Genomic DNA, 17,290 nt, shown 5'->3' with positions numbered 1-17,290 from the left:
GCCGGCATATTGCGCCGCTTGAGGCCGAACTCGATGTTCTGCCGCACCGTCAGCCAGGGGAACAGGGTGTAGCTCTGGAACACCATGCCGCGGTCCGCCCCCGGCCCCTCGACCTGCTGGCCGCCGACATGGATGCGCCCCGAACTCGGCTCGGCCAGGCCGGCGGTGAGATACAGCAGGCTCGACTTGCCGCAGCCCGAGGGGCCGACCAGCACGGCGAACTGCTGGTCCGGCACCTCGAAGGAGACCTTGTCCAGGGCGGTGAAGGTGGCGCCACTGGGCGTCTGGTAATGCAGGCTGACTTCTTCGACGCGCAGGCGCGCCGGCGCCGTTGCCGGCAGGGGTTGCGCCAGCGCGCTGGCACCTTGCATAGCGGTTACTGCGCCCATGAGGCCACCTTGAGTCGAAGGACTCGAAACAGTTGATCGGTCACCAGGCCCAGCAGGCCGATGATGGCAATGGCGAGGAAGATCACGTCGACCTGGAAGCCGCGCATGGCCTTCAGGCTGATGTAGCCGAGGCCGCTGCTGGCGGCGACCAGTTCGGCCACCACCAGGTAGGTCCAGGCCCAGCCCATGGTCACCCGCAGGCAATCCAGCACGCCCGGCAGCGAGGCCGGGCCGAGCACGTGGAAGAGCACGTCGCGGCGGTTGGAGCCGAGGGTGTAGGAGGCGTTGACCAGGTCCTTGGCGACGCCCTTGGACACGTCGGCGATCATCACCAGTTGCTGGAAGAACACACCGAAGATGATCACCGTCACCCGCTGCTCCAGGCCGATGCCGATCCACAGGATGAACAGCGGCACGAAGGAGGTCACCGGCAGGTAGCGGATAAAGTTCACCAGCGGTTCGAGAAACGCCTGGACTATGCGAAAGCTGCCCATCAGCAGCCCCAGCGGCACCGCCACCAGTGAGGAGACGACGAAGCCGATCATCACCACCTCGACGCTGGCCCACATGTGTTTGGCCAGGGTGCCGTCGGTGCCCAGGCGCGCGGCGGCTTGCAGCACCGCGCCCGGGGTGGGCAGGAACATGCTCGGCACCACGCCGCCGTAGGAGAGTCCGGCCCACAGGCCGATGACCAGCAGCCAGCCGAGCACGCTGGCGCCGAGGAGAAGCTGGGCCGGCAGCTCGACCTTGGGGGTCAGGCAGCGGTGCAGCCAGGATGTGCGAGTGGCCATGGCCACCTCCAGTCGTAAGGTTGCGCGAACGTAAGTCCCTCCCGGCGGAAGGGACGGACAGGGGTTATGGCGTGACGAAGCGGCTATCGACCAGTTCGTCGTAGCGCACCTCGAAGCGTTTGCCTTGCAGCGCGCTCCAGGTCTCGTTGGCCAGGCGGATCACGCCCTTGATCTCGCCGGCCTGGTCGGCGCTGCCGAGCAGTTGCTCGCTCATGGCCTGGTCATAGAAGCGTACGCCCTTGGCCGCGTTGGCCATTTCCAGCGGGTCGGCCAGGTAGCCGCCGACGCCCTTGGCCATGATCGCGTAGGCCTCCTGCGGGTGCTCCTTGGTGTACTGCACGGCGCGATACAGGCCGTTGACCAGGGCCTTGACGTCCTCCGGCTGCTGCTCGATGACCTCGCAGTTGAGCGCCACCACGTCGACTATCACCCCAGGCGTCTGGGTGCTGTCCACCAGCACCTTGCCCTGGCCCTTCTGCCGCACCATCGACAGGTGCGGTTCCCAGGTCACGGCCGCCGGCACGCGCCCGGCGATAAAGGCGGTGGCCGCGTCGTCGGCGGTCATATTCTGGATATCCAGGTCGCTCATCTGCATATCGTTGCGCTTGAGCAGGTAGGACAGCCAGAACTGCGAGACCGAGCCCTCGTTGACCGCCACTTGCTGGCCCTTGAGCTGCTTCAGGCTGGTCACCTCCTTGCCCACCAGCACGCCGTCGCCGCCGAAGCTGTCGTCCAGCGCGGCCACCGCCTTGAAGCAGAACTGCGGGCGGTACTTGAGGATTTCATCGATGGTCGAGGCCGAGCCCGACAGCTGCCCGGAGGCCTGGGCGGCCATATACATGGACGACTCTTCCATGGTGGTCAGTTGCAGGTCGAGGCCCTGCTCCTTGAAGTAACCCAGGTCGCGGGCCAGGTACAGGGTGCCGTAGCCGACCCAGGTGGTATGGCCGATCGACAGGGTGCCGGCCTGGGCGCCGGTCGCCAGCCCCGTAGCCAGGGCCAGTGTCGCAACGGAATGGGTGAAACGGGGGTGCAAGGTCTTCTTCATGGAGCTCTCCCACAGCCTTTCGGCTTGTTGTTTAAGTTGTGTGGCAGGCTGGCCAACGGCCAAAAGCAATCCTTGGCGCCGCCCCAGGGGCAGCGCTGCATGGTTGTTGTTTAAGAACCTGTCTACGATCTGCTGCGCGTCGGCCATACCGCGTTAAAACTAGCCTCGGGATGCTCATTTACAGCTCGTAAACTCCGCTCCCTCGGCCAGTTTTGCCTTGTCTGGCTCTAGCTCGCGAGATCGTAAACAGGCTCTCAGGGGGAGCTGTGGCCGTTACATCCGGCCGAACTCCTGGGCGGTGCGGTCCAGCGCCAGCTTGGTCTTGCTCACCAGCTCGTCGAGGTCGGCGCGGGTGGCCACCAGGGCCGGCGCCATGATCATGCGGCCGCCGGTGGCGCGGATGATCAGGCCCTCCTCGAAGCCGATGCTGCGGCAGCGCCAGGTGATCTCGGTCTCGTTGGCGAAGCGCGTGCGGCTGGCCTTGTCCTCGCACAGCTGCAGGGCGGCGACCAGGCCGCTGCCCTGGATTTCGCCGACCAGCGGGTGACCGTCGAACACTTGGCGCAGGCACTGCTGCAGGTAGGGGCCGCTGTCGTGCTTCACCTGGTCGACCACGCCTTCGTCGCGCAGCGCCTTGATAGTGGCGATGGCCACGGCGGCCGCCACCGGGTGGCCGGAGTAGGTCAGGCCGTGGGCGAACAGGCCGCCCTGCTGCACCAGCACCTCGGCCATGCGCTGGCTCAGCACCAGGCCACCCATGGGGATATAGCCGCTGGTCAGGCCCTTGGCGATCGACAGGGTGTCCGGCTGGAAGCCGAAGTGCTGGTGGGCGAACCACTCGCCGGTGCGGCCGAAGCCACCTATCACCTCATCGGCGCACAGCAGCACGTCGTACTGGCGGCAGATGCGCTGGATTTCCGGCCAGTAGCTTTCTGGCGGGAAGATCATGCCGCCGGCGCCCTGGAAGGGTTCGGCGACGAAGGCGGCGACCTTCTCGGCGCCCAGCTCGAGGATCTTCTCCTCCAGCTGCAGGGCGCAGCGCCGGCCGAACTCGGCCGGCGTCAGCTCACCGCCCTGGACATACCAGTAGGGTTCGTCGATATGGGCGAAGTCCGGCAGCATGCCGCCCATCTCGTGCATAAAGCCCATGCCGCCGAGCGCGGTGCTGCCCAGGGTGGAGCCGTGGTAGCCGTTCCAGCGGCCGATCATCACCTTCTTCTGCGGCTTGCCGAGGATCTGCCAGTAGCGGCGCACGGTGCGGATCAGCACCTCGTTGGCCTCGGAACCGGAGTTGGTGTAGATGGCGTGGCTGTAGTGGCTGGGCAGCAGGCTGAACAGCAGCTCGGACAGCTCCACCACCGCCGGGTGGGTGGTGTGGAAGAACAGGTTGTAGTACGGCAGCTGCTCCAGCTGACGGCTGGCGGCGGCGGCCAGGTCCTTGCGGCCGTAGCCGAGGTTGGTGCACCACAGGCCGGACATGCCATCCAGATAGCGCTTACCGTCGTTGTCCCAGAGCTGCAGGCCCTCGCCGCGCACCATTACGCGCGGCCCCTCGGCGTTCAGCGCCTTCTGGTCGACGAAGGCGTGGATATGGTGGGCCGCATCCAGGGCCTGGTAGTCACGGGTAGTACGGGTGGGGTTCTGCACAACAGTCATGGCAACGACCTCGCCTCTTTAGGTGTTAGCGGATGGCCAGGGGCCCAAGCCCCAGGCGAAATTTTATTGGCGCGCCGCCAGCTGGGACGGTGACCTGCGCAGCGCGCGCGTGCACCACCACAGTGCGACCAGCAGCAGGCCGCGTGCGCTTAGGGGCGCAGCTGGAACCAGGTGGTCTTCAGGTGGCTGTATTTGTCGAAGGCCTGCAGCGACAGATCGCGGCCGAAGCCCGACTGCTTGCAGCCGCCGAAGGGCACGCAGACATCCAGGGCGTCCACCGTGTTCACCGACACTGTGCCGACGCGCAGGCGCCTGGCCACGCGGTGAGCGCGGTTGAGGTCGTCGCTCCACAGCGAGGCGGCCAGGCCATACGGGCTGTCGTTGGCCAGGGCTATGGCCTCTTCCTCGCTGTCGAAGGGCAGCACCGCCAGCACCGGGCCGAACACTTCCTCGCGGGCCAGCTGCATGTCCGGGCGTACGCCGGTGAAGATGGTCGGCTGAATAAAGTTGTCCGAGCCGTTGATGCGCAGGCGCTGGCCGCCGCAGGCCAGGGTGGCGCCCTGGTTCTGCGCCTGGTCGATAAAGCCCATGATGCGTTCGGCCTGGCGCGCCTCGACTATGGCGCCCATGCGGCTGGCCGGGTTCAGTGGATCACCCGGTTGCCAGGCGCGGGCCTTGACCAGCAGGCGTTCGACGAACTCATCGTGGATCGAGCGCTCCACCAGCAGACGCGAGTTGGCCGAGCAGACTTCGCCCTGGTTGAAGAAGATGGCGAAGGCGGCCTTCTCCGCGGCCAGGTCCAGGTCCTGGCAGTCGGCGAACACCAGATTGGCGCTCTTGCCGCCGCACTCCAGCCACACCTGCTTGAGGTTGGACTGGGCCGCGTAGGCCATAAAGTACTTGCCCACCTCGGTGGAGCCGGTAAAGGCCAGGCAGTCCACATCCCTATGCAGGCCCAGGGCCTTGCCGGCGCTTTCGCCCAGGCCCGGCACCACATTCAGCACCCCTTTCGGCAAGCCGGCCTCCAGGGCCAGCTGAGCCAGGCGCAGGGCGGAGAAGGGCGACTGCTCGGCGGGCTTGAGCACCACCGAGTTGCCGGCAGCCAGGGCCGGGGCCAGTTTCCAGGCGGCCAGGTCCAGGGGGAAGTTCCACGGCACCACGGCGCCTATCACCCCCAGGGGTTCGCGGCGGATGGTGGCCAGGGCGTCGCTGGCGGTGGGGGCGACCTGATCGTAGAGCTTGTCCAGGGCTTCGGCGTACCAGGCGAAGACCTGGGCGGCGCCGGGAACGTCGTGGTTGTAGGCATCCATCACCGGCTTGCCCATATTCAGCGAGTCGAGCAGGGCCAGTTCCTCGCGATTGGCCAGGATCAGCTCGGCCAGGCGCAGCAATACCTGCTTGCGCTCGCGCGGCGCCATGCGCGCCCAGGGACCCTGGTCGAAGGCGCTGCGGGCGCTGCGCACGGCGGTATCGACATCCGCCGCGTCGCAGGCGGCGACTTCGGCCAGCAGCTGGGTGGTGGCCGGGTTGATCGAGGCGAAGGTCGCGCCGCTCTGGGCCGGGCGCAGCTGGCCGTCTATCAGTGCCTGGGTGATAAAGCCTTGCTCGGCCGCCCGCCGTTGCCAATCGCTGTAGTGCACCATCGCCTTTATCCTCATACCTAGCGCCAAACGCGGCGTCACCTGGTTGTTGAGGCGGATGGTGGCGCAGACTGGCGTTAAGGAAAATTAGTAAATATATGCTCGCAGGCCATGAAAAAACTGGGCAGGCGAAAAGCCCCCGCTGGGGTATGTTGAATACCGCTAATCCACAACAAGATGGCCTGCGCAGGCCACTATCGAAGAGGTACCGCATGGCCGCCTATACCTTGCGCCAGCTCAAGTATTTCGTCACCACAGTGGAGTGCGGCAGCGTGGCCGAGGCCTCGCGCAAGCTGTATATCGCCCAGCCATCGATCTCCACGGCGATCAAGGGCCTGGAAGAGAGCTTCGGCCTGCAGCTGTTTATCCGCCATCACGCCCAGGGCGTGTCGCTGACGCCGGGCGGCGCGCGCTTCTACAAGAAGGCCCAGGAGCTGATCCGCATGGCCCGCGAGTTCGAGCAGAACGCCCTGGCCGACAACGACGTGGTGGCCGGGCAGATCGATATCGGCTGTTTCGAGACCGTGGCGCCGCTCTATCTGCCGCGCCTGATCGCCGGCTTCAATGCGCGCTATCCCGGGGTGGAGATTCGCATCCGCGACGGCGAGCAGCAGGAGCTGGTGCAGGGCCTGACCGCCGGACGTTTCGACCTGGCGATCCTCTACGACCACGACCTGGATGCGACCATCGACAGCGAGGCGCTGATGGCTCCGCAGAAACCCTATGCGCTATTGCCCGAGGGCCACCGCTTTAGCGGCCAGGCCCAGGTGTCGCTGCGCGACCTGTGTCTGGAGCCGATGATCCTGCTCGACGTGCAGCCGAGCCGCACCTACTTCGTCAGCCTGTTCGAGGAGTTGGGCCTGACGCCCAATATCGTCTTCAGCTCGCCGTCCATCGAGATGGTGCGCGGCATGGTCGGCCAGGGCTTCGGCTTCTCCCTGCTGGTGACCCGGCCGCACTCGGAATGCACCTACGACGGCAAGAAGGTGCTGATGCTGGATATCGCCGAGCCGGTGACCAGCTCCGGGCTGGCCGCCGCCTGGCTGAAGCGCTCGCAGCTGACCAAGCCGGCGCAGCTGTTTGTCGAGTTCTGCAAGGAGCAGTTGGGCGCGCCTGCTTAGCCTGGGCCCGGCTAGGCGGTAATGCCGTTCACTTAAGCCAAGTGGACGGCATTTTTTGTAGCCCGGATAAAATCCGGGGAGCGCTATTCCCTGAAAGTCTGCTCCCGGATTGCATCCGGGCTACGTTCTGAGTTGCCAGGCTAGGGCAGGGCTAGTGCGGTTGTATTAGTTGCGCTCGATGGCCAGGGCCACGCCTTGACCGCCGCCGATGCACAGGGTGGCCAGGCCTTTCTTGGCGTCGCGCTTGATCATCTCGTGCAGCAGGCTCACCAGCACTCGGCAACCGGAGCCGCCGATGGGGTGGCCGAGGGCGATGGCGCCGCCGTTGACGTTGACCTTGCTGGCATCCCAGCCCAGCTCCTGGCCCACCGCCAGCGCCTGGGCGGCGAAGGCTTCGTTAGCCTCGATCAGGTCGAGGTCGGCGAGTTGCCACTGAGCCTTTTCCAGGCAGCGTTTAGTCGCGCTGACCGGGCCTATGCCCATGATGGCCGGGTCGACGCCGGCATTGGCGTAAGCGGCGATGCGCGCCAGCACCGGCAGTCCCAGGGCCTGGGCCTTGGCCGCGCTCATCAGCAGCACCGCGGCGGCGCCGTCGTTGAGGCTGGAGGCGTTGCCGGCGGTGACGCTGCCGTCTTTCTTGAACGCCGGCTTGAGCTTGCCCAGGGATTCGGCTGTGGTGCCGGCACGGGGTTGCTCGTCGGTGGCGAAGGCCAGGGGCTCGCCCTTGCGCTGGGGAATCAGGATAGGGGTGATCTCATCGGCAAAGCGCCCGGACTCGATGGCGGCGCAGGCCTTCTGCTGGGATGCGGCGGCGAAGGCGTCCTGCGCTTCGCGGCTGATGCCGTACTTGTCCACCAGGTTCTCGGCGGTGATGCCCATATGGTAGTCATTGAAGGCGTCCCACAGGCCGTCCTGGATCACGGTGTCGACCAGCTTGGCGTGGCCCATGCGCAGGCCGGTGCGCGCGCCGGGCATCACATAGGGGGCCAGGCTCATGTTTTCCATGCCGCCGGCGATGATCACCTCGGCGTCGCCGCAGCGGATCGCCTGGGCCGCCAGGTGCAGGGCTTTGAGGCCCGAGCCGCAGACCTTGTTCAGGGTCAGGGCCGGCACCGCATGGGGCAGGCCGGCGAGGATCGCGGCCTGACGCGCCGGGTTCTGCCCTGAGCCTGCGGTGAGCACCTGGCCGAGAATCACTTCGTCGACCTGAGCGCCGTCCAGGCCGGTTTGTTCCAGCAGGCGGCGGATCACCGCGGCGCCCAACTCGGGGGCTGGAATGCTCGCCAGCGAGCCCTGGAAGCTGCCGATGGCGGTGCGGGTGGCGGCGACTATGACGACATCTTGCATAACTGCGATCCTCACATAAGGGGCGCGGCGGGCCGCGAGAGGCCGCTATGGTGGCATACCGGCTCGGCCAACGGCCAGCATGCGAACCGACCAGTCAGCCCAAGGGTCTGTTGACCTCAGTCGCGGCCGCGACGAAACGTCAACAGACCCTAGGCGGCAGGTTCAGGCGCCGGCGCGCGCGATGAATGGCGCCGCCGTGCACCGCCCAGCGCAATAGCGGGGCCAGGCAGTGCACGCCGGCATGGAGCAGACGGCTGCGCAGCGGGCTTATGCGCTGGCCGAGCATGCTTTGCGCCCAGTCCGGCAGCAGGTCGATACCGGCCTGCATCAGCAGCTTGGCCGCAGGCCTGGCCAGGGCGCTGGGGGCCGGGGCGTGGAGCAGGATACGGAGGATTTCCAGGGAGCGCTCCTCGCAGCGCAGATCGGGGCGTACCTGCGCCAGATAGGCGGCCACCTCGGCCCGCGAATGCGGCACCTGGGTGGCGCCCAGGCGTTCGGCGACCAGGGCGATTTCCGCGTAGTAACTGTCCTGGTCGGCGCCGGACAGCTGCGGGTTGCGGTAACGCAGGTGGGCCTGGAGGAAGCTGTGCACCTCGGCCACATGCACCCAGGTCAGCAGGGCCGGGTCGCTGGCGGCATAGGGGCGGCCATCCGGCGCGGTGCCGACGACGTGCAGGTGAATGCGCTTGACCTTGTCGATCAGCCAGTCGGCGTCGGCGCGCGAGCCGTAGGTGGTGCCGGAAATAAACTGCCCGGTGCGGCGCAGGCGGCCGAGCAGGTCCTCGCGAAAGTTCGAGTGATCCCACACCCCGGCCAGGGCCAGGGGATGCAGGGCTTGCAGCAGCAGGGCGCTGATGCCGCCGATCAGCATGCTGGTGAAATCGCCGTGCACCTGCCAGCTCACCGAATCCGGGCCGAACAGCCCTGGATCGCCCTTGGGGTTTTCCAGGTCGATCTGGCCGAGGGCGGTACCGCTGAGGCTGAGCACCTGGCTTTCGATGCGGCGGCGGAGAAATTCCATGGAAGCAGAAAACTCAGTTGTAGGGCGGACATGCCGCTGTGCGGCTTGTCCGCCATGGGGACGGTGGACAAGGCGATGCCATGTCCACCCTACGCCTGGCTTTCAGCGGTTCAAGCGCTGCTCGATCAGGCTATCCACCACGCTGGGGTCGGCCAGGGTGGAGATATCGCCGAGGTTGTCCAGCTCGTTGCAGGCGATCTTGCGCAGGATGCGCCGCATGATCTTGCCCGAACGGGTCTTGGGCAGGCCCGGTGCCCACTGCAGCAACTCCGGGCGGGCAAAACCGCCGATCTCCTTGCCGACCAGGGCCAGCAGATCTTTCTTCAGCTGGTCGCTGATCTCCACGCCGTTCATCGGGGTGACGAAGGCGTAGATGCCCTGACCCTTGATGTCGTGGGGGTAACCAACCACCGCCGCTTCGGCCACCGAGTCGTGCAGCACCAGGGCGCTTTCCACCTCGGCGGTGCCGATGCGGTGGCCGGAGACGTTGATCACGTCGTCCACCCGCCCGGTGATCCAGTAGTAGCCGTCCTCGTCGCGGCGCGCGCCGTCGCCGGTGACGTAGTAGCCGGGGTAGGGCTTGAGGTAGGTGTCGATCATCCGCGGGTGGTCGCCGTAGACGCTGCGGATCTGGCTCGGCCAGCTGTCCTTGATCGCCAGCACACCGGCGCCCGCGCCCTCTATTTCCTTGCCCTGCTCATCCAGCAGCACCGGCTGCACGCCGAAGAAGGGGACGGTCGCCGAGCCGGGCTTGAGGTCGGTGGCGCCGGGCAGCGGGGTGATCATGATGCTGCCGGTCTCGGTTTGCCACCAGGTGTCGACTATCGGGCAGCGCTTTTCGCCGACCACGTTGTAGTACCACTCCCAGGCCTCGGGGTTGATCGGCTCGCCCACTGTGCCGAGCAGGCGCAGGCTGGCGCGCGAGGTTTGCTGCACCGGGCCATCACCTTCGCGCATCAGCGCGCGCAATGCGGTCGGCGCGGTGTAGAAGATATTCACCCGGTGCTTGTCGATCACCTGCCAGAAGCGCGAGGCGTCCGGGTAGTTCGGCACGCCCTCGAAGATCAGGCTGGTGGCGCCGTTGGCCAGGGGGCCGTAGACGATATAGCTGTGCCCGGTGACCCAGCCGACGTCGGCGGTGCACCAGTAGATATCGCCTTCGTGGTAGTCGAACACGTATTTGTGGGTCATGGCCGCCATCAGCAGATAGCCGCCGGTGCTATGCAGCACGCCCTTGGGCTTGCCGGTTGAGCCTGAGGTGTAGAGGATAAACAGCGGGTCCTCGGCGTCCATCGGCTCCGGTGGGCAATCGCTGGAAACTTCGCTCAGGGCCTGGTGGTACCAGATATCGCGGCCGGGGGTCCAGTGGATCTCGCCCTGGGTGCGCTCGACCACCACCACTGTGCTCACCGCCGGGCAGCTCTGCAGGGCCTGGTCGACGTTGTTTTTCAGCGCCACGTACTTGCCGCCGCGCACCCCTTCATCGGCGGTGATCACGGTGCGGCAGTCGGCATCCAGAATGCGGTCGCGCAGGGCGTCCGGGGAGAAACCGCCGAACACCACCGAATGCACCGCGCCGATGCGCGTGCAGGCGAGCATGGCGTAGGCGGCTTCCGGGATCATCGGCATATAGATGCACACCCGGTCGCCTTTCTTCACCCCGCGGCTCTTCAGCACGTTGGCCAGGCGGCTGACGTGGCTGTGCAGCTTGTTGTAGGTGATATGGGCGGATTCGCTGGGGTTGTCGCCTTCCCAGATCAGGGCGATCTGCTCGCCGCGTTGGGCCAGGTGGCGGTCGATGCAGTTGTAGCTGACGTTCAGTTGCCCGCCGGTGAACCAGGAGCCCTGGCCGCTGAGCAGATCGCCTTGCTGGACGCTGGTCCAGGGCTTGGACCAGTCGAGAAAGCTCTTCGCCTGCTCGGCCCAGAAGATTTCCGGTTGCTCGACGGACTGTCGATACAGGCGTTGGTAATCGTCGGCGTTCAGGTGGGCGCGCTGGCGCACGGCAGCGGCGACTGGGTGGCGGGTAATCTCGAACATGACGGGTCCTTGTTGTTGTGTTCCGCGATGCCGCCAAGGGTGCACTCAAGCGGGTGCTCGGTTCAAGGGGCTATGCCGCTCAAGGAGCAGTAGGGGTCGTAAGCTTTTGTAGGGTGGGTGGCGCCGAGCTGGATTTGCAGGGCAACAACGGTAGACATGCGCCGCGTAACCCACCCTACGACGGCTTACCCGCGATGGCGCTCGCGGAAATGCTGAATCAGGCCCTCGGTCGAGGCATCGCCGGCAGGCGTGTCGAGCTGGCCGGTCAAGCGCTGATAGACGCCCAGGCCCAGTTCCTTGCCCAGCTCCACGCCCCACTGATCGAAGGCGTTGATGCCCCAGATGGCGCTCTGCACGAACACCTTGTGCTCGTACAGGGCCACCAGGGCGCCCAGGTTATAGGGCGCCACGCGGGTCAGCACGAGGATATTGCTCGGCCGGTTGCCGGGGATTTCCTTGTGCGGCGCCAGGCGCTGCACTTCGGCCTCATCCAGGCCCTTGGCGCGCAGTTCGGCCTCGGCCTCGGCGCGGGTCTTGCCGTGCATCAGCGCCTGGGCTTGCGACAGGCAGTTGGCGAACAGCCATTGGTGGTGGTCGGCCAGCGGGCTGAAGCTGTTCACCGGCACGATAAAGTCGGCTGGGATCAGTTGGGTGCCCTGGTGCAACAGCTGGTGGTAGGCGTGCTGGCCGTTGCAGCCGACGCCGCCCCAGATCACCGGCCCGGTGCTGAAGTCCACCGCGCTGCCATCCTGGCGCACCGACTTGCCGTTGGACTCCATGTCCAGCTGCTGCAAGTGCTTGGTGAAGTTACGCAGGTAATGGTCGTAGGGCAGGATCGCCTGGCTCTTGGCGCCCCAGAAGTTGCCATACCAGATGCCCAGCAGGGCCATCAGCACCGGCATATTCTCGGCCAGCGGCGCCTGGGTGAAGTGCTGGTCCATGGCATAGGCGCCAGCCAGCAGTTCCTTGAAGTTGGAAATGCCGATGGCCAGGGCGATCGGCAGGCCGATGGCCGACCACAGCGAATAACGGCCGCCGACCCAGTCCCACATGGGGAAGATGTTTTCCGCCTTGATGCCGAACTCGATGGCGGCGCTCGGGTTGCTGGTCACCGCGATAAAGTGCTTGTGCAGCTCGGCTTCCGGGCCGCCCAGGGCCAGGTACCAGTCACGGGCGGCCAGGGCGTTTTTCAGGGTTTCCAGGGTGCCGAAGGACTTCGAGGAGACGATAAACAGGGTGGTCTCAGGGTTCAGCCGGGCGGTCAGCTCGCGGAACTCGCTGCCGTCGATATTGGCCAGGTAATGGCAACGCACGCCGCGCTGGGTAAAGGGGCGCAGGGCCTCGGAGACCAGTTGCGGGCCGAGGAAGGAGCCGCCGATACCGATATTCACCACCTCGGTGATCGGCTTGTCGCTGTAGCCGCGCCACAGGCCGCTGTGGATACGGCTGACCAGCTCGGTCATCTGATTGAGTACGCGGTGCACCTGGGGGATCAGGTCCACCCCATCCAGTTTCAAGGTGCGGCCGATGGGGCTGCGCAGGGCGTTGTGCAAGGCGGCGCGGCCTTCCGAGGCGTTGACCTGCTCGCCGCGCAGCTGGGCCTGAATCGACTCATCCAGCTTGGCCTGCTCGGCCAGTTGCACCAGCAGCTCCAGGGTCTTATCGCTGATCAGGTTTTTCGAGTAATCCAGCAGCAGGCCGCTGTTGCTCAGGGAGAAACGGTTGAAACGCTGCGGGTCAGCGGCAAAGGCCTCGCGCATGCGGAAGTCATTCATCTGCTCGCGGTGCTGGCGCAGCGCCTGCCAGGCGGGAAGCTGAGTGACAGCGTGCGGTTGCTGGTAATAGGCCATTGCAGCGTGTTCCTTGTCCGGGGGTACGGTGAGAAGGTAAAAGGCCCGGAACAGTCCGGGCCTTGAGTGTAACTGCCTGCGGCGGGTGCTAGGCAAGCCGCACAGGGCTGGGCCTATAGCCTCGGCTGGCTAAGACGCGGTGTCCAGGTCGAAGGCCAGATTGTCGATCAGCCGGGTGCTGCCGATAAAAGCCGCGACCAGAATGACCAGTTGGCGGTCCTCGGCAGTGGCCGGGCGCAGGCTGTTCGACTCGCGGATCTCCAGATAGTCGGGTTTAAAGCCGGCTTCGCGCTGTTGCTGCTGGGCCGCGGCGATCAGCTTGGGGTAATCGCGTTCTCCGGCCTGGATGACTGCGGCCAGCTGCTGCAGGCTGCGATACAGCACGGGCGCGCTGGCGCGCTGCTCGGTGTCGAGGTAGCCATTGCGCGAGGACAGCGCCAGGCCATCCTCGGCGCGCACGGTCGGCTCGCCGATGATCTGGATCGGCATATTCAGGTCGCGTACCAGGGTGCGGATCACCGCCAGCTGCTGGAAGTCCTTCTGGCCGAAGATCGCCAGGTCCGGCTGGACCATATTGAACAGCTTGCTCACCACCGTGGCGACGCCCTCGAAATGCCCGGGACGGCTGGCGCCGCACAGGCCTTCGGAAACCCCGGGCACGCTGACCCGGGTCTGGCCGTCCATGCCGTGGGGGTACATCTCCTCGACATCCGGGGTGAACAGCAGGTGGCAGCCGGCTTCGACCAGCTTTTCCTGGTCGGCAATCAGGGTCCGCGGATACTTGTCGAGGTCTTCGCTGGGGCCGAACTGCAGCGGGTTGACGAAGATGCTGGCGACCACGAAGTCGGCGCGCTGGGCGGCTTTCTCCACCAGCGCGGCGTGGCCGGCGTGCAGGTTGCCCATGGTCGGCACGAACGCTATCTGTTTGCCTTCGGCGCGGGCCTGGGCGACGGCGGCGCGCAACTCGCGCACGCTTTTAACTGTATTCATGCAGAAAACCCGTGTTCGGCTGCTGGGAAGCTCTGATCCTTGACCGCTTTGACATAGGCACTGAGCGCGTTCTGGATGCTGCTCTGGCCGGCCATAAAGTTCTTCACGAACTTCGGCGTGCGGCCGCTTAGGGACAGGCCGAGCATATCGTGCAGCACCAGCACCTGGCCGTCGGTGGCGCTACCGGCACCTATGCCGATCACCGGGATGCGTACCGCCTGGCTGATCTCCGCGGCCAGTTCGCTGGGTACGCATTCGAGCAACAGCATGGCCGCGCCGGCCTGCTCCAGGGCCATGGCGTCGGCGCGCATCTGCCGCGCCTGGGCTTCCTGGCGGCCCTGCACCTTGTAACCGCCAAGCAGGTTCACCGCCTGTGGGGTCAGGCCCAGGTGGGCGCACACCGGCACGCCGCGCTCGGCCAGCAGGCGAATCGGCTCGGCCAGCCAGGCCGCGCCTTCCAGCTTGACCATATGGGCACCGGCCTGCATCAGGGCGGCGCTGTTGTTCAGGGCTTGTTCGCTGGTGGCATAGGCCATAAAGGGCAGGTCGACCAGGATCAGCGCGCCTTGGTTGCCGCGTTTGACGCAGGCGGTGTGGTAGGCCATCTCGGCGGTACTCACAGGCAGGGTGCTGTCATGGCCCTGCAAGACCATGCCGAGGGAATCGCCAACCAACAGCACATCGACACCGGCCTGGCAGGCGGCCTGGGCGAAGGTGGCGTCATAGCAGGTCAGCATGGCGATCTTCTCGCCGCTCTGCTTGAGGCTTTGCAGGGTGGTCAGGGTTACATCTGGCATGAAAACTGTCCTCGCTCAGGCATTCAGTCGGCAGTTGTGCTGCTTCAGGTTGGCCTGCATTGGCCTCGATTTGCACCGGTGCGGAGCAATGGGACGCCTATAGTCCTGATGGGGGGGCTCGAAGTCAATTGCAGGTGTTACCGGCCTGTTACTGGCGTTACCGCCAATGAAACCTACTGCGCTCGGTTATGCGGCGTTAAAAGCAGGCTCACAGCGATAAGCTGAACGCGCTTTAGCGCGGCCCCGAAGGGGAGGGCGAAGCGAGTCAAATGCTCATGTACAGACGTACACTCCGCTTTTTCGCCTGCTTTGACTCGCCGTGCTCGCCCTTCGGGCCAGCCTGCGGCTGTTACTCCGCTTCGCTGCGTTGCGCCTTGCCTAACCTTCGCTCGTGACGGTTTCAGATGTGGTGAGCCGCTCCAGGCCTTCGAAGGGGCAGGCGGCGAGCAGCTCGCCGAGGGCGCGGCCGTCCGGCAGGCTCAGCTCGGGGGCGATTTCCGCCAGCGGGTAGAGGACGAAGGCGCGGGCGTGCATATGGTAGTGCGGCACGCACAGGCGCGGCTCATTCAATTGGCGTTCGCCGAACAGCAGGATATCCAGATCCAGGGTGCGCGGGCCCCAGCGTTCGGCCTTGCGCGTGCGCCCCTGCTCCAGTTCGATGTTTTGCAGGGCGTCGAGCAGGCACAGTGGGCTGAGTTCGGTGTCCAGCGCCGCCACGGCATTGACGTAGCGCGGCTGATCCGCCGGGCCGAGCGGATCACTGGCGTAGAAGGACGAGTGGGCGCACAGGCTGGATTGCGGCATGGCCGCCAGCGCCGCCAGGGCGCTGTGCAGTTGCTCGAGTGGGCTGGCGAGGTTGCTGCCCAGGCCGATATAGACGCGTTCCATTATTCGCTGGCGGCATCGCCGGCGGGGTTGCGTTTACGCTTGCTACTGCTGCGCTTGCGCTTGCGCGGCGCGCCGGGGGCGTCGTCCTTGCTGCTGAGGTCGCGGATCATGCCGCGTCTGTCGCTGTCGCTGGCGTCTTGGTAGACAGTCCACCAGTCGCCCAGGCCACCAGTCTGCTCGCCCGCGCTTTCGCGCAGCAGGAGGAAGTCGTAGCCGGCGCGGAAGCGCGGGTTCTCCAGCAGCGTGTCGGCGCGCTTGCCGCTACGGCGTGGCAGGCGCTCCTGCATGTCCCAGATCTCGCGGATTGGCAGGGTGAAGCGCTTGGGCACGGCGATGCGCAGGCATTGCTCGCTGATCAGCTCGTGGGCGGCTTCCTGCATGGCCGGTATCGGCGGCATGCCGCGATCCTGCAGCTTGAGCACCCGCGCCGGCAGCGCCGGCCAGAGCAGGGCGGCGAACAAGAAGGCCGGCGTCACCGTCTTGCCTTGCTGGATGCGCAGGTCGGTACTGCCCAGGGCATTGCGGATCAATTGGTCGGTGTAGTCGGGGTTGTGCTTCAGGGCTTCGGCGCTGGCCGGGAACAGCTCGCCAAACAGACCGTAATCCACCAGCAGTTCGTAGGTGTAGAGCGCGTAACCGGCGAGGAACAGCTTGAGCACTTCCTCGAACAGGCGTGCCGAGGGGATTTCCCGCAGCATCGGCGCCAGTTTGTAGATGGGCGCGGCGCTGTGTTTCTCGATGTCGAAGTCCAGCTTGGCGGCAAAGCGCACGGCGCGCAGCATGCGCACCGGGTCTTCCTGGTAACGCTGGGTCGGATCGCCGATCAGGCGGATCAGATGGTTGCGAATATCATGTACGCCGTTGGCGTAATCGAGAATGCGTTCGGTGCCCGGGTCGTAATACAGCGCATTGATGGTGAAGTCGCGGCGCTGGGCATCGTCTTCCAGGCTGCCGTAGACGTTGTCGCGCAGGATGCGCCCGCTTTCGTTGCGCGAGGCCAGGTTGCTGTTTTCTTCCTCATCGCCTTGCGGATGGTTGGCGCGGAAGGTTGCCACCTCGATGATTTCGCGGCCGAAGTGCACATGCACCAGCTTGAAACGGCGGCCAATCACCCGCGCATTGCGGAACTCGGCGCGAACCTGTTCAGGCGTGGCGCTGGTGGCGACGTCGAAATCCTTGGGGTCGAGATCCAGCAGCAGGTCGCGCACGCAACCGCCGACCAGGTAGGCCTGGTAGCCGGCATGTTGCAGACGTTCGACCACGCTGGTGGCGTAACGGCTGATTTCCCGGCGCTCGATCGGATGCTGGCTGCTGCTCAGCACTTCGGGAGTGCTGTGCGAGTGTTTGCCACGACGCAGGGGGGAACGGAAGGACTTGAACAGCTTTTTCAGCATGGGAGGCACTGTTTGACGAAATGACTGGCCAGAGTATATGCCGGCCGCAGGAATGGCGCGGATTCTAGCATCGAGTCGGGATGGGGTGTAGGAGAGTCGGGGAATGCGGCAGGAAACGCGGGGAGAGTCGCAGCGCGGAAGCTACTGGGGGAGCCGAAGCTCCCCCCCAAATTGGTGCGTGCTTTATTTTTATTATTATGACGGGCTAGTTGTTTTTGTTGATTTACCCGTTCCATCCAGTCAAAGACCTTTGGAAAACCTCCCAAGCTGGGAGTTAATAGCAAACGGATTGCTTTGGATGCTGACGCTGCCATGATC

14 protein-coding genes are annotated in these 17,290 nt (G+C 65.6%); 1 reads left to right on the top strand and 13 read right to left on the bottom strand.

Annotated features, from left to right (window positions below; all coding sequences use genetic code 11):
* The 5 genes from Q8Q83_RS03885 to Q8Q83_RS03865 all read right to left on the bottom strand — a co-directional run.
* Nucleotides 1-389 (bottom strand): ATP-binding cassette domain-containing protein (locus Q8Q83_RS03885; protein ID WP_371132359.1); only part of this gene is annotated, 389 nt, incomplete at its 3' end.
* Nucleotides 377-1,180 (bottom strand): ABC transporter permease, encoded by an 804-nt coding sequence (locus Q8Q83_RS03880; RefSeq protein ID WP_305621287.1) that lies wholly within the window; start codon nt 1,178-1,180, stop codon nt 377-379. The genes Q8Q83_RS03885 and Q8Q83_RS03880, both read right to left, overlap by 13 nt.
* 64 nt (nt 1,181-1,244) lie before the next feature.
* Nucleotides 1,245-2,228, bottom strand: coding sequence for an ABC transporter substrate-binding protein (locus Q8Q83_RS03875; protein ID WP_305621285.1), 984 nt, complete (start codon nt 2,226-2,228; stop codon nt 1,245-1,247).
* A gap of 273 nt (nt 2,229-2,501) precedes the next feature.
* Complete coding sequence (locus Q8Q83_RS03870) at nt 2,502-3,884, bottom strand: aspartate aminotransferase family protein (protein WP_305621283.1); 1,383 nt, start codon at nt 3,882-3,884, stop codon at nt 2,502-2,504.
* Nucleotides 3,885-4,033: 149 nt separating this feature from the next.
* Nucleotides 4,034-5,527: an aldehyde dehydrogenase gene (locus tag Q8Q83_RS03865; protein ID WP_305621281.1), complete on the bottom strand. Its 1,494-nt coding sequence runs from the start codon at nt 5,525-5,527 to the stop codon at nt 4,034-4,036.
* A gap of 209 nt (nt 5,528-5,736) precedes the next feature.
* Here Q8Q83_RS03865 and Q8Q83_RS03860 point away from each other — a divergent pair, with 209 nt between their 5' ends.
* The gene (locus Q8Q83_RS03860) at nt 5,737-6,645 is read left to right on the top strand and encodes a LysR family transcriptional regulator (RefSeq protein ID WP_305621279.1); all 909 of its coding nucleotides are present in this window, start codon (nt 5,737-5,739) and stop codon (nt 6,643-6,645) included.
* Nucleotides 6,646-6,810: 165 nt separating this feature from the next.
* On the opposite strand, the gene Q8Q83_RS03855 is transcribed toward Q8Q83_RS03860, so the two are convergent.
* The 8 genes from Q8Q83_RS03855 to Q8Q83_RS03820 form a co-directional block, all read right to left on the bottom strand.
* Nucleotides 6,811-7,992 carry an acetyl-CoA C-acetyltransferase gene (locus Q8Q83_RS03855; RefSeq protein WP_305621277.1) on the bottom strand — a complete coding sequence of 394 codons (1,182 nt, stop codon included), beginning with the start codon at nt 7,990-7,992 and terminating at the stop codon, nt 6,811-6,813.
* A 139-nt stretch (nt 7,993-8,131) separates the two neighbouring features.
* Nucleotides 8,132-9,013 carry an oxygenase MpaB family protein gene (locus Q8Q83_RS03850; protein WP_305621275.1) on the bottom strand — a complete coding sequence of 294 codons (882 nt, stop codon included), beginning with the start codon at nt 9,011-9,013 and terminating at the stop codon, nt 8,132-8,134.
* Nucleotides 9,014-9,115: 102 nt separating this feature from the next.
* Nucleotides 9,116-11,053, bottom strand: a complete 1,938-nt coding sequence (gene acs, locus Q8Q83_RS03845; RefSeq protein WP_305621273.1) for an acetate--CoA ligase — start codon at nt 11,051-11,053, stop codon at nt 9,116-9,118.
* 185 nt (nt 11,054-11,238) lie between these two features.
* Nucleotides 11,239-12,903, bottom strand: a complete 1,665-nt coding sequence (gene pgi, locus Q8Q83_RS03840; RefSeq protein WP_305621272.1) for a glucose-6-phosphate isomerase — start codon at nt 12,901-12,903, stop codon at nt 11,239-11,241.
* Between the two features lie 129 nt (nt 12,904-13,032).
* On the bottom strand, nt 13,033-13,893 hold the full coding sequence (gene panC, locus Q8Q83_RS03835) for a pantoate--beta-alanine ligase (RefSeq protein ID WP_305621270.1): 861 nt from the start codon (nt 13,891-13,893) through the stop codon (nt 13,033-13,035).
* Entirely contained in the window at nt 13,890-14,690 is an 801-nt protein-coding gene (gene panB / locus Q8Q83_RS03830) for a 3-methyl-2-oxobutanoate hydroxymethyltransferase (protein ID WP_305621268.1), read from the bottom strand. The genes panC and panB overlap by 4 nt, the downstream gene beginning before the upstream one ends.
* A gap of 378 nt (nt 14,691-15,068) precedes the next feature.
* Nucleotides 15,069-15,578, bottom strand: a complete 510-nt coding sequence (gene folK, locus Q8Q83_RS03825) for a 2-amino-4-hydroxy-6-hydroxymethyldihydropteridine diphosphokinase (protein ID WP_305621266.1) — start codon at nt 15,576-15,578, stop codon at nt 15,069-15,071.
* The gene (locus Q8Q83_RS03820; protein WP_305621264.1) at nt 15,578-16,972 is read right to left on the bottom strand and encodes a polynucleotide adenylyltransferase PcnB; all 1,395 of its coding nucleotides are present in this window, start codon (nt 16,970-16,972) and stop codon (nt 15,578-15,580) included. Before Q8Q83_RS03820 ends, folK begins: the two co-directional genes overlap by 1 nt.
* Nucleotides 16,973-17,290: the final 318 nt, after the last annotated feature.

This window comes from Pseudomonas sp., from assembly GCF_030696055.1.
Classification (GTDB): Bacteria; Pseudomonadota; Gammaproteobacteria; order Pseudomonadales; family Pseudomonadaceae; genus Aquipseudomonas.
The sequence above is the reverse complement of the archived record's forward strand: the minus strand, read 5'-3'. Positions and strand labels throughout refer to the sequence as shown.

Excerpts from the sequence above, each read along its gene's own strand:
- acs (WP_305621273.1), bottom strand. The coding sequence starts at position 11,053 with ATGTTCGAGATTACCCGCCACCCAGTCGCCGCTGCCGTGCGCCAGCGC.
- panB (WP_305621268.1), bottom strand. The coding sequence starts at position 14,690 with ATGCCAGATGTAACCCTGACCACCCTGCAAAGCCTCAAGCAGAGCGGC.
- Q8Q83_RS03870 (WP_305621283.1), bottom strand. The coding sequence starts at position 3,884 with ATGACTGTTGTGCAGAACCCCACCCGTACTACCCGTGACTACCAGGCC.
- panC (WP_305621270.1), bottom strand. The coding sequence starts at position 13,893 with ATGAATACAGTTAAAAGCGTGCGCGAGTTGCGCGCCGCCGTCGCCCAG.
- folK (WP_305621266.1), bottom strand. The coding sequence starts at position 15,578 with ATGGAACGCGTCTATATCGGCCTGGGCAGCAACCTCGCCAGCCCACTC.
- Q8Q83_RS03875 (WP_305621285.1), bottom strand. The coding sequence starts at position 2,228 with ATGAAGAAGACCTTGCACCCCCGTTTCACCCATTCCGTTGCGACACTG.
- Q8Q83_RS03880 (WP_305621287.1), bottom strand. The coding sequence starts at position 1,180 with ATGGCCACTCGCACATCCTGGCTGCACCGCTGCCTGACCCCCAAGGTC.
- Q8Q83_RS03865 (WP_305621281.1), bottom strand. The coding sequence starts at position 5,527 with ATGGTGCACTACAGCGATTGGCAACGGCGGGCGGCCGAGCAAGGCTTT.
- Q8Q83_RS03855 (WP_305621277.1), bottom strand. The coding sequence starts at position 7,992 with ATGCAAGATGTCGTCATAGTCGCCGCCACCCGCACCGCCATCGGCAGC.
- pgi (WP_305621272.1), bottom strand. The coding sequence starts at position 12,903 with ATGGCCTATTACCAGCAACCGCACGCTGTCACTCAGCTTCCCGCCTGG.
- Q8Q83_RS03860 (WP_305621279.1), top strand. The coding sequence starts at position 5,737 with ATGGCCGCCTATACCTTGCGCCAGCTCAAGTATTTCGTCACCACAGTG.
- Q8Q83_RS03850 (WP_305621275.1), bottom strand. The coding sequence starts at position 9,013 with ATGGAATTTCTCCGCCGCCGCATCGAAAGCCAGGTGCTCAGCCTCAGC.
- Q8Q83_RS03820 (WP_305621264.1), bottom strand. The coding sequence starts at position 16,972 with ATGCTGAAAAAGCTGTTCAAGTCCTTCCGTTCCCCCCTGCGTCGTGGC.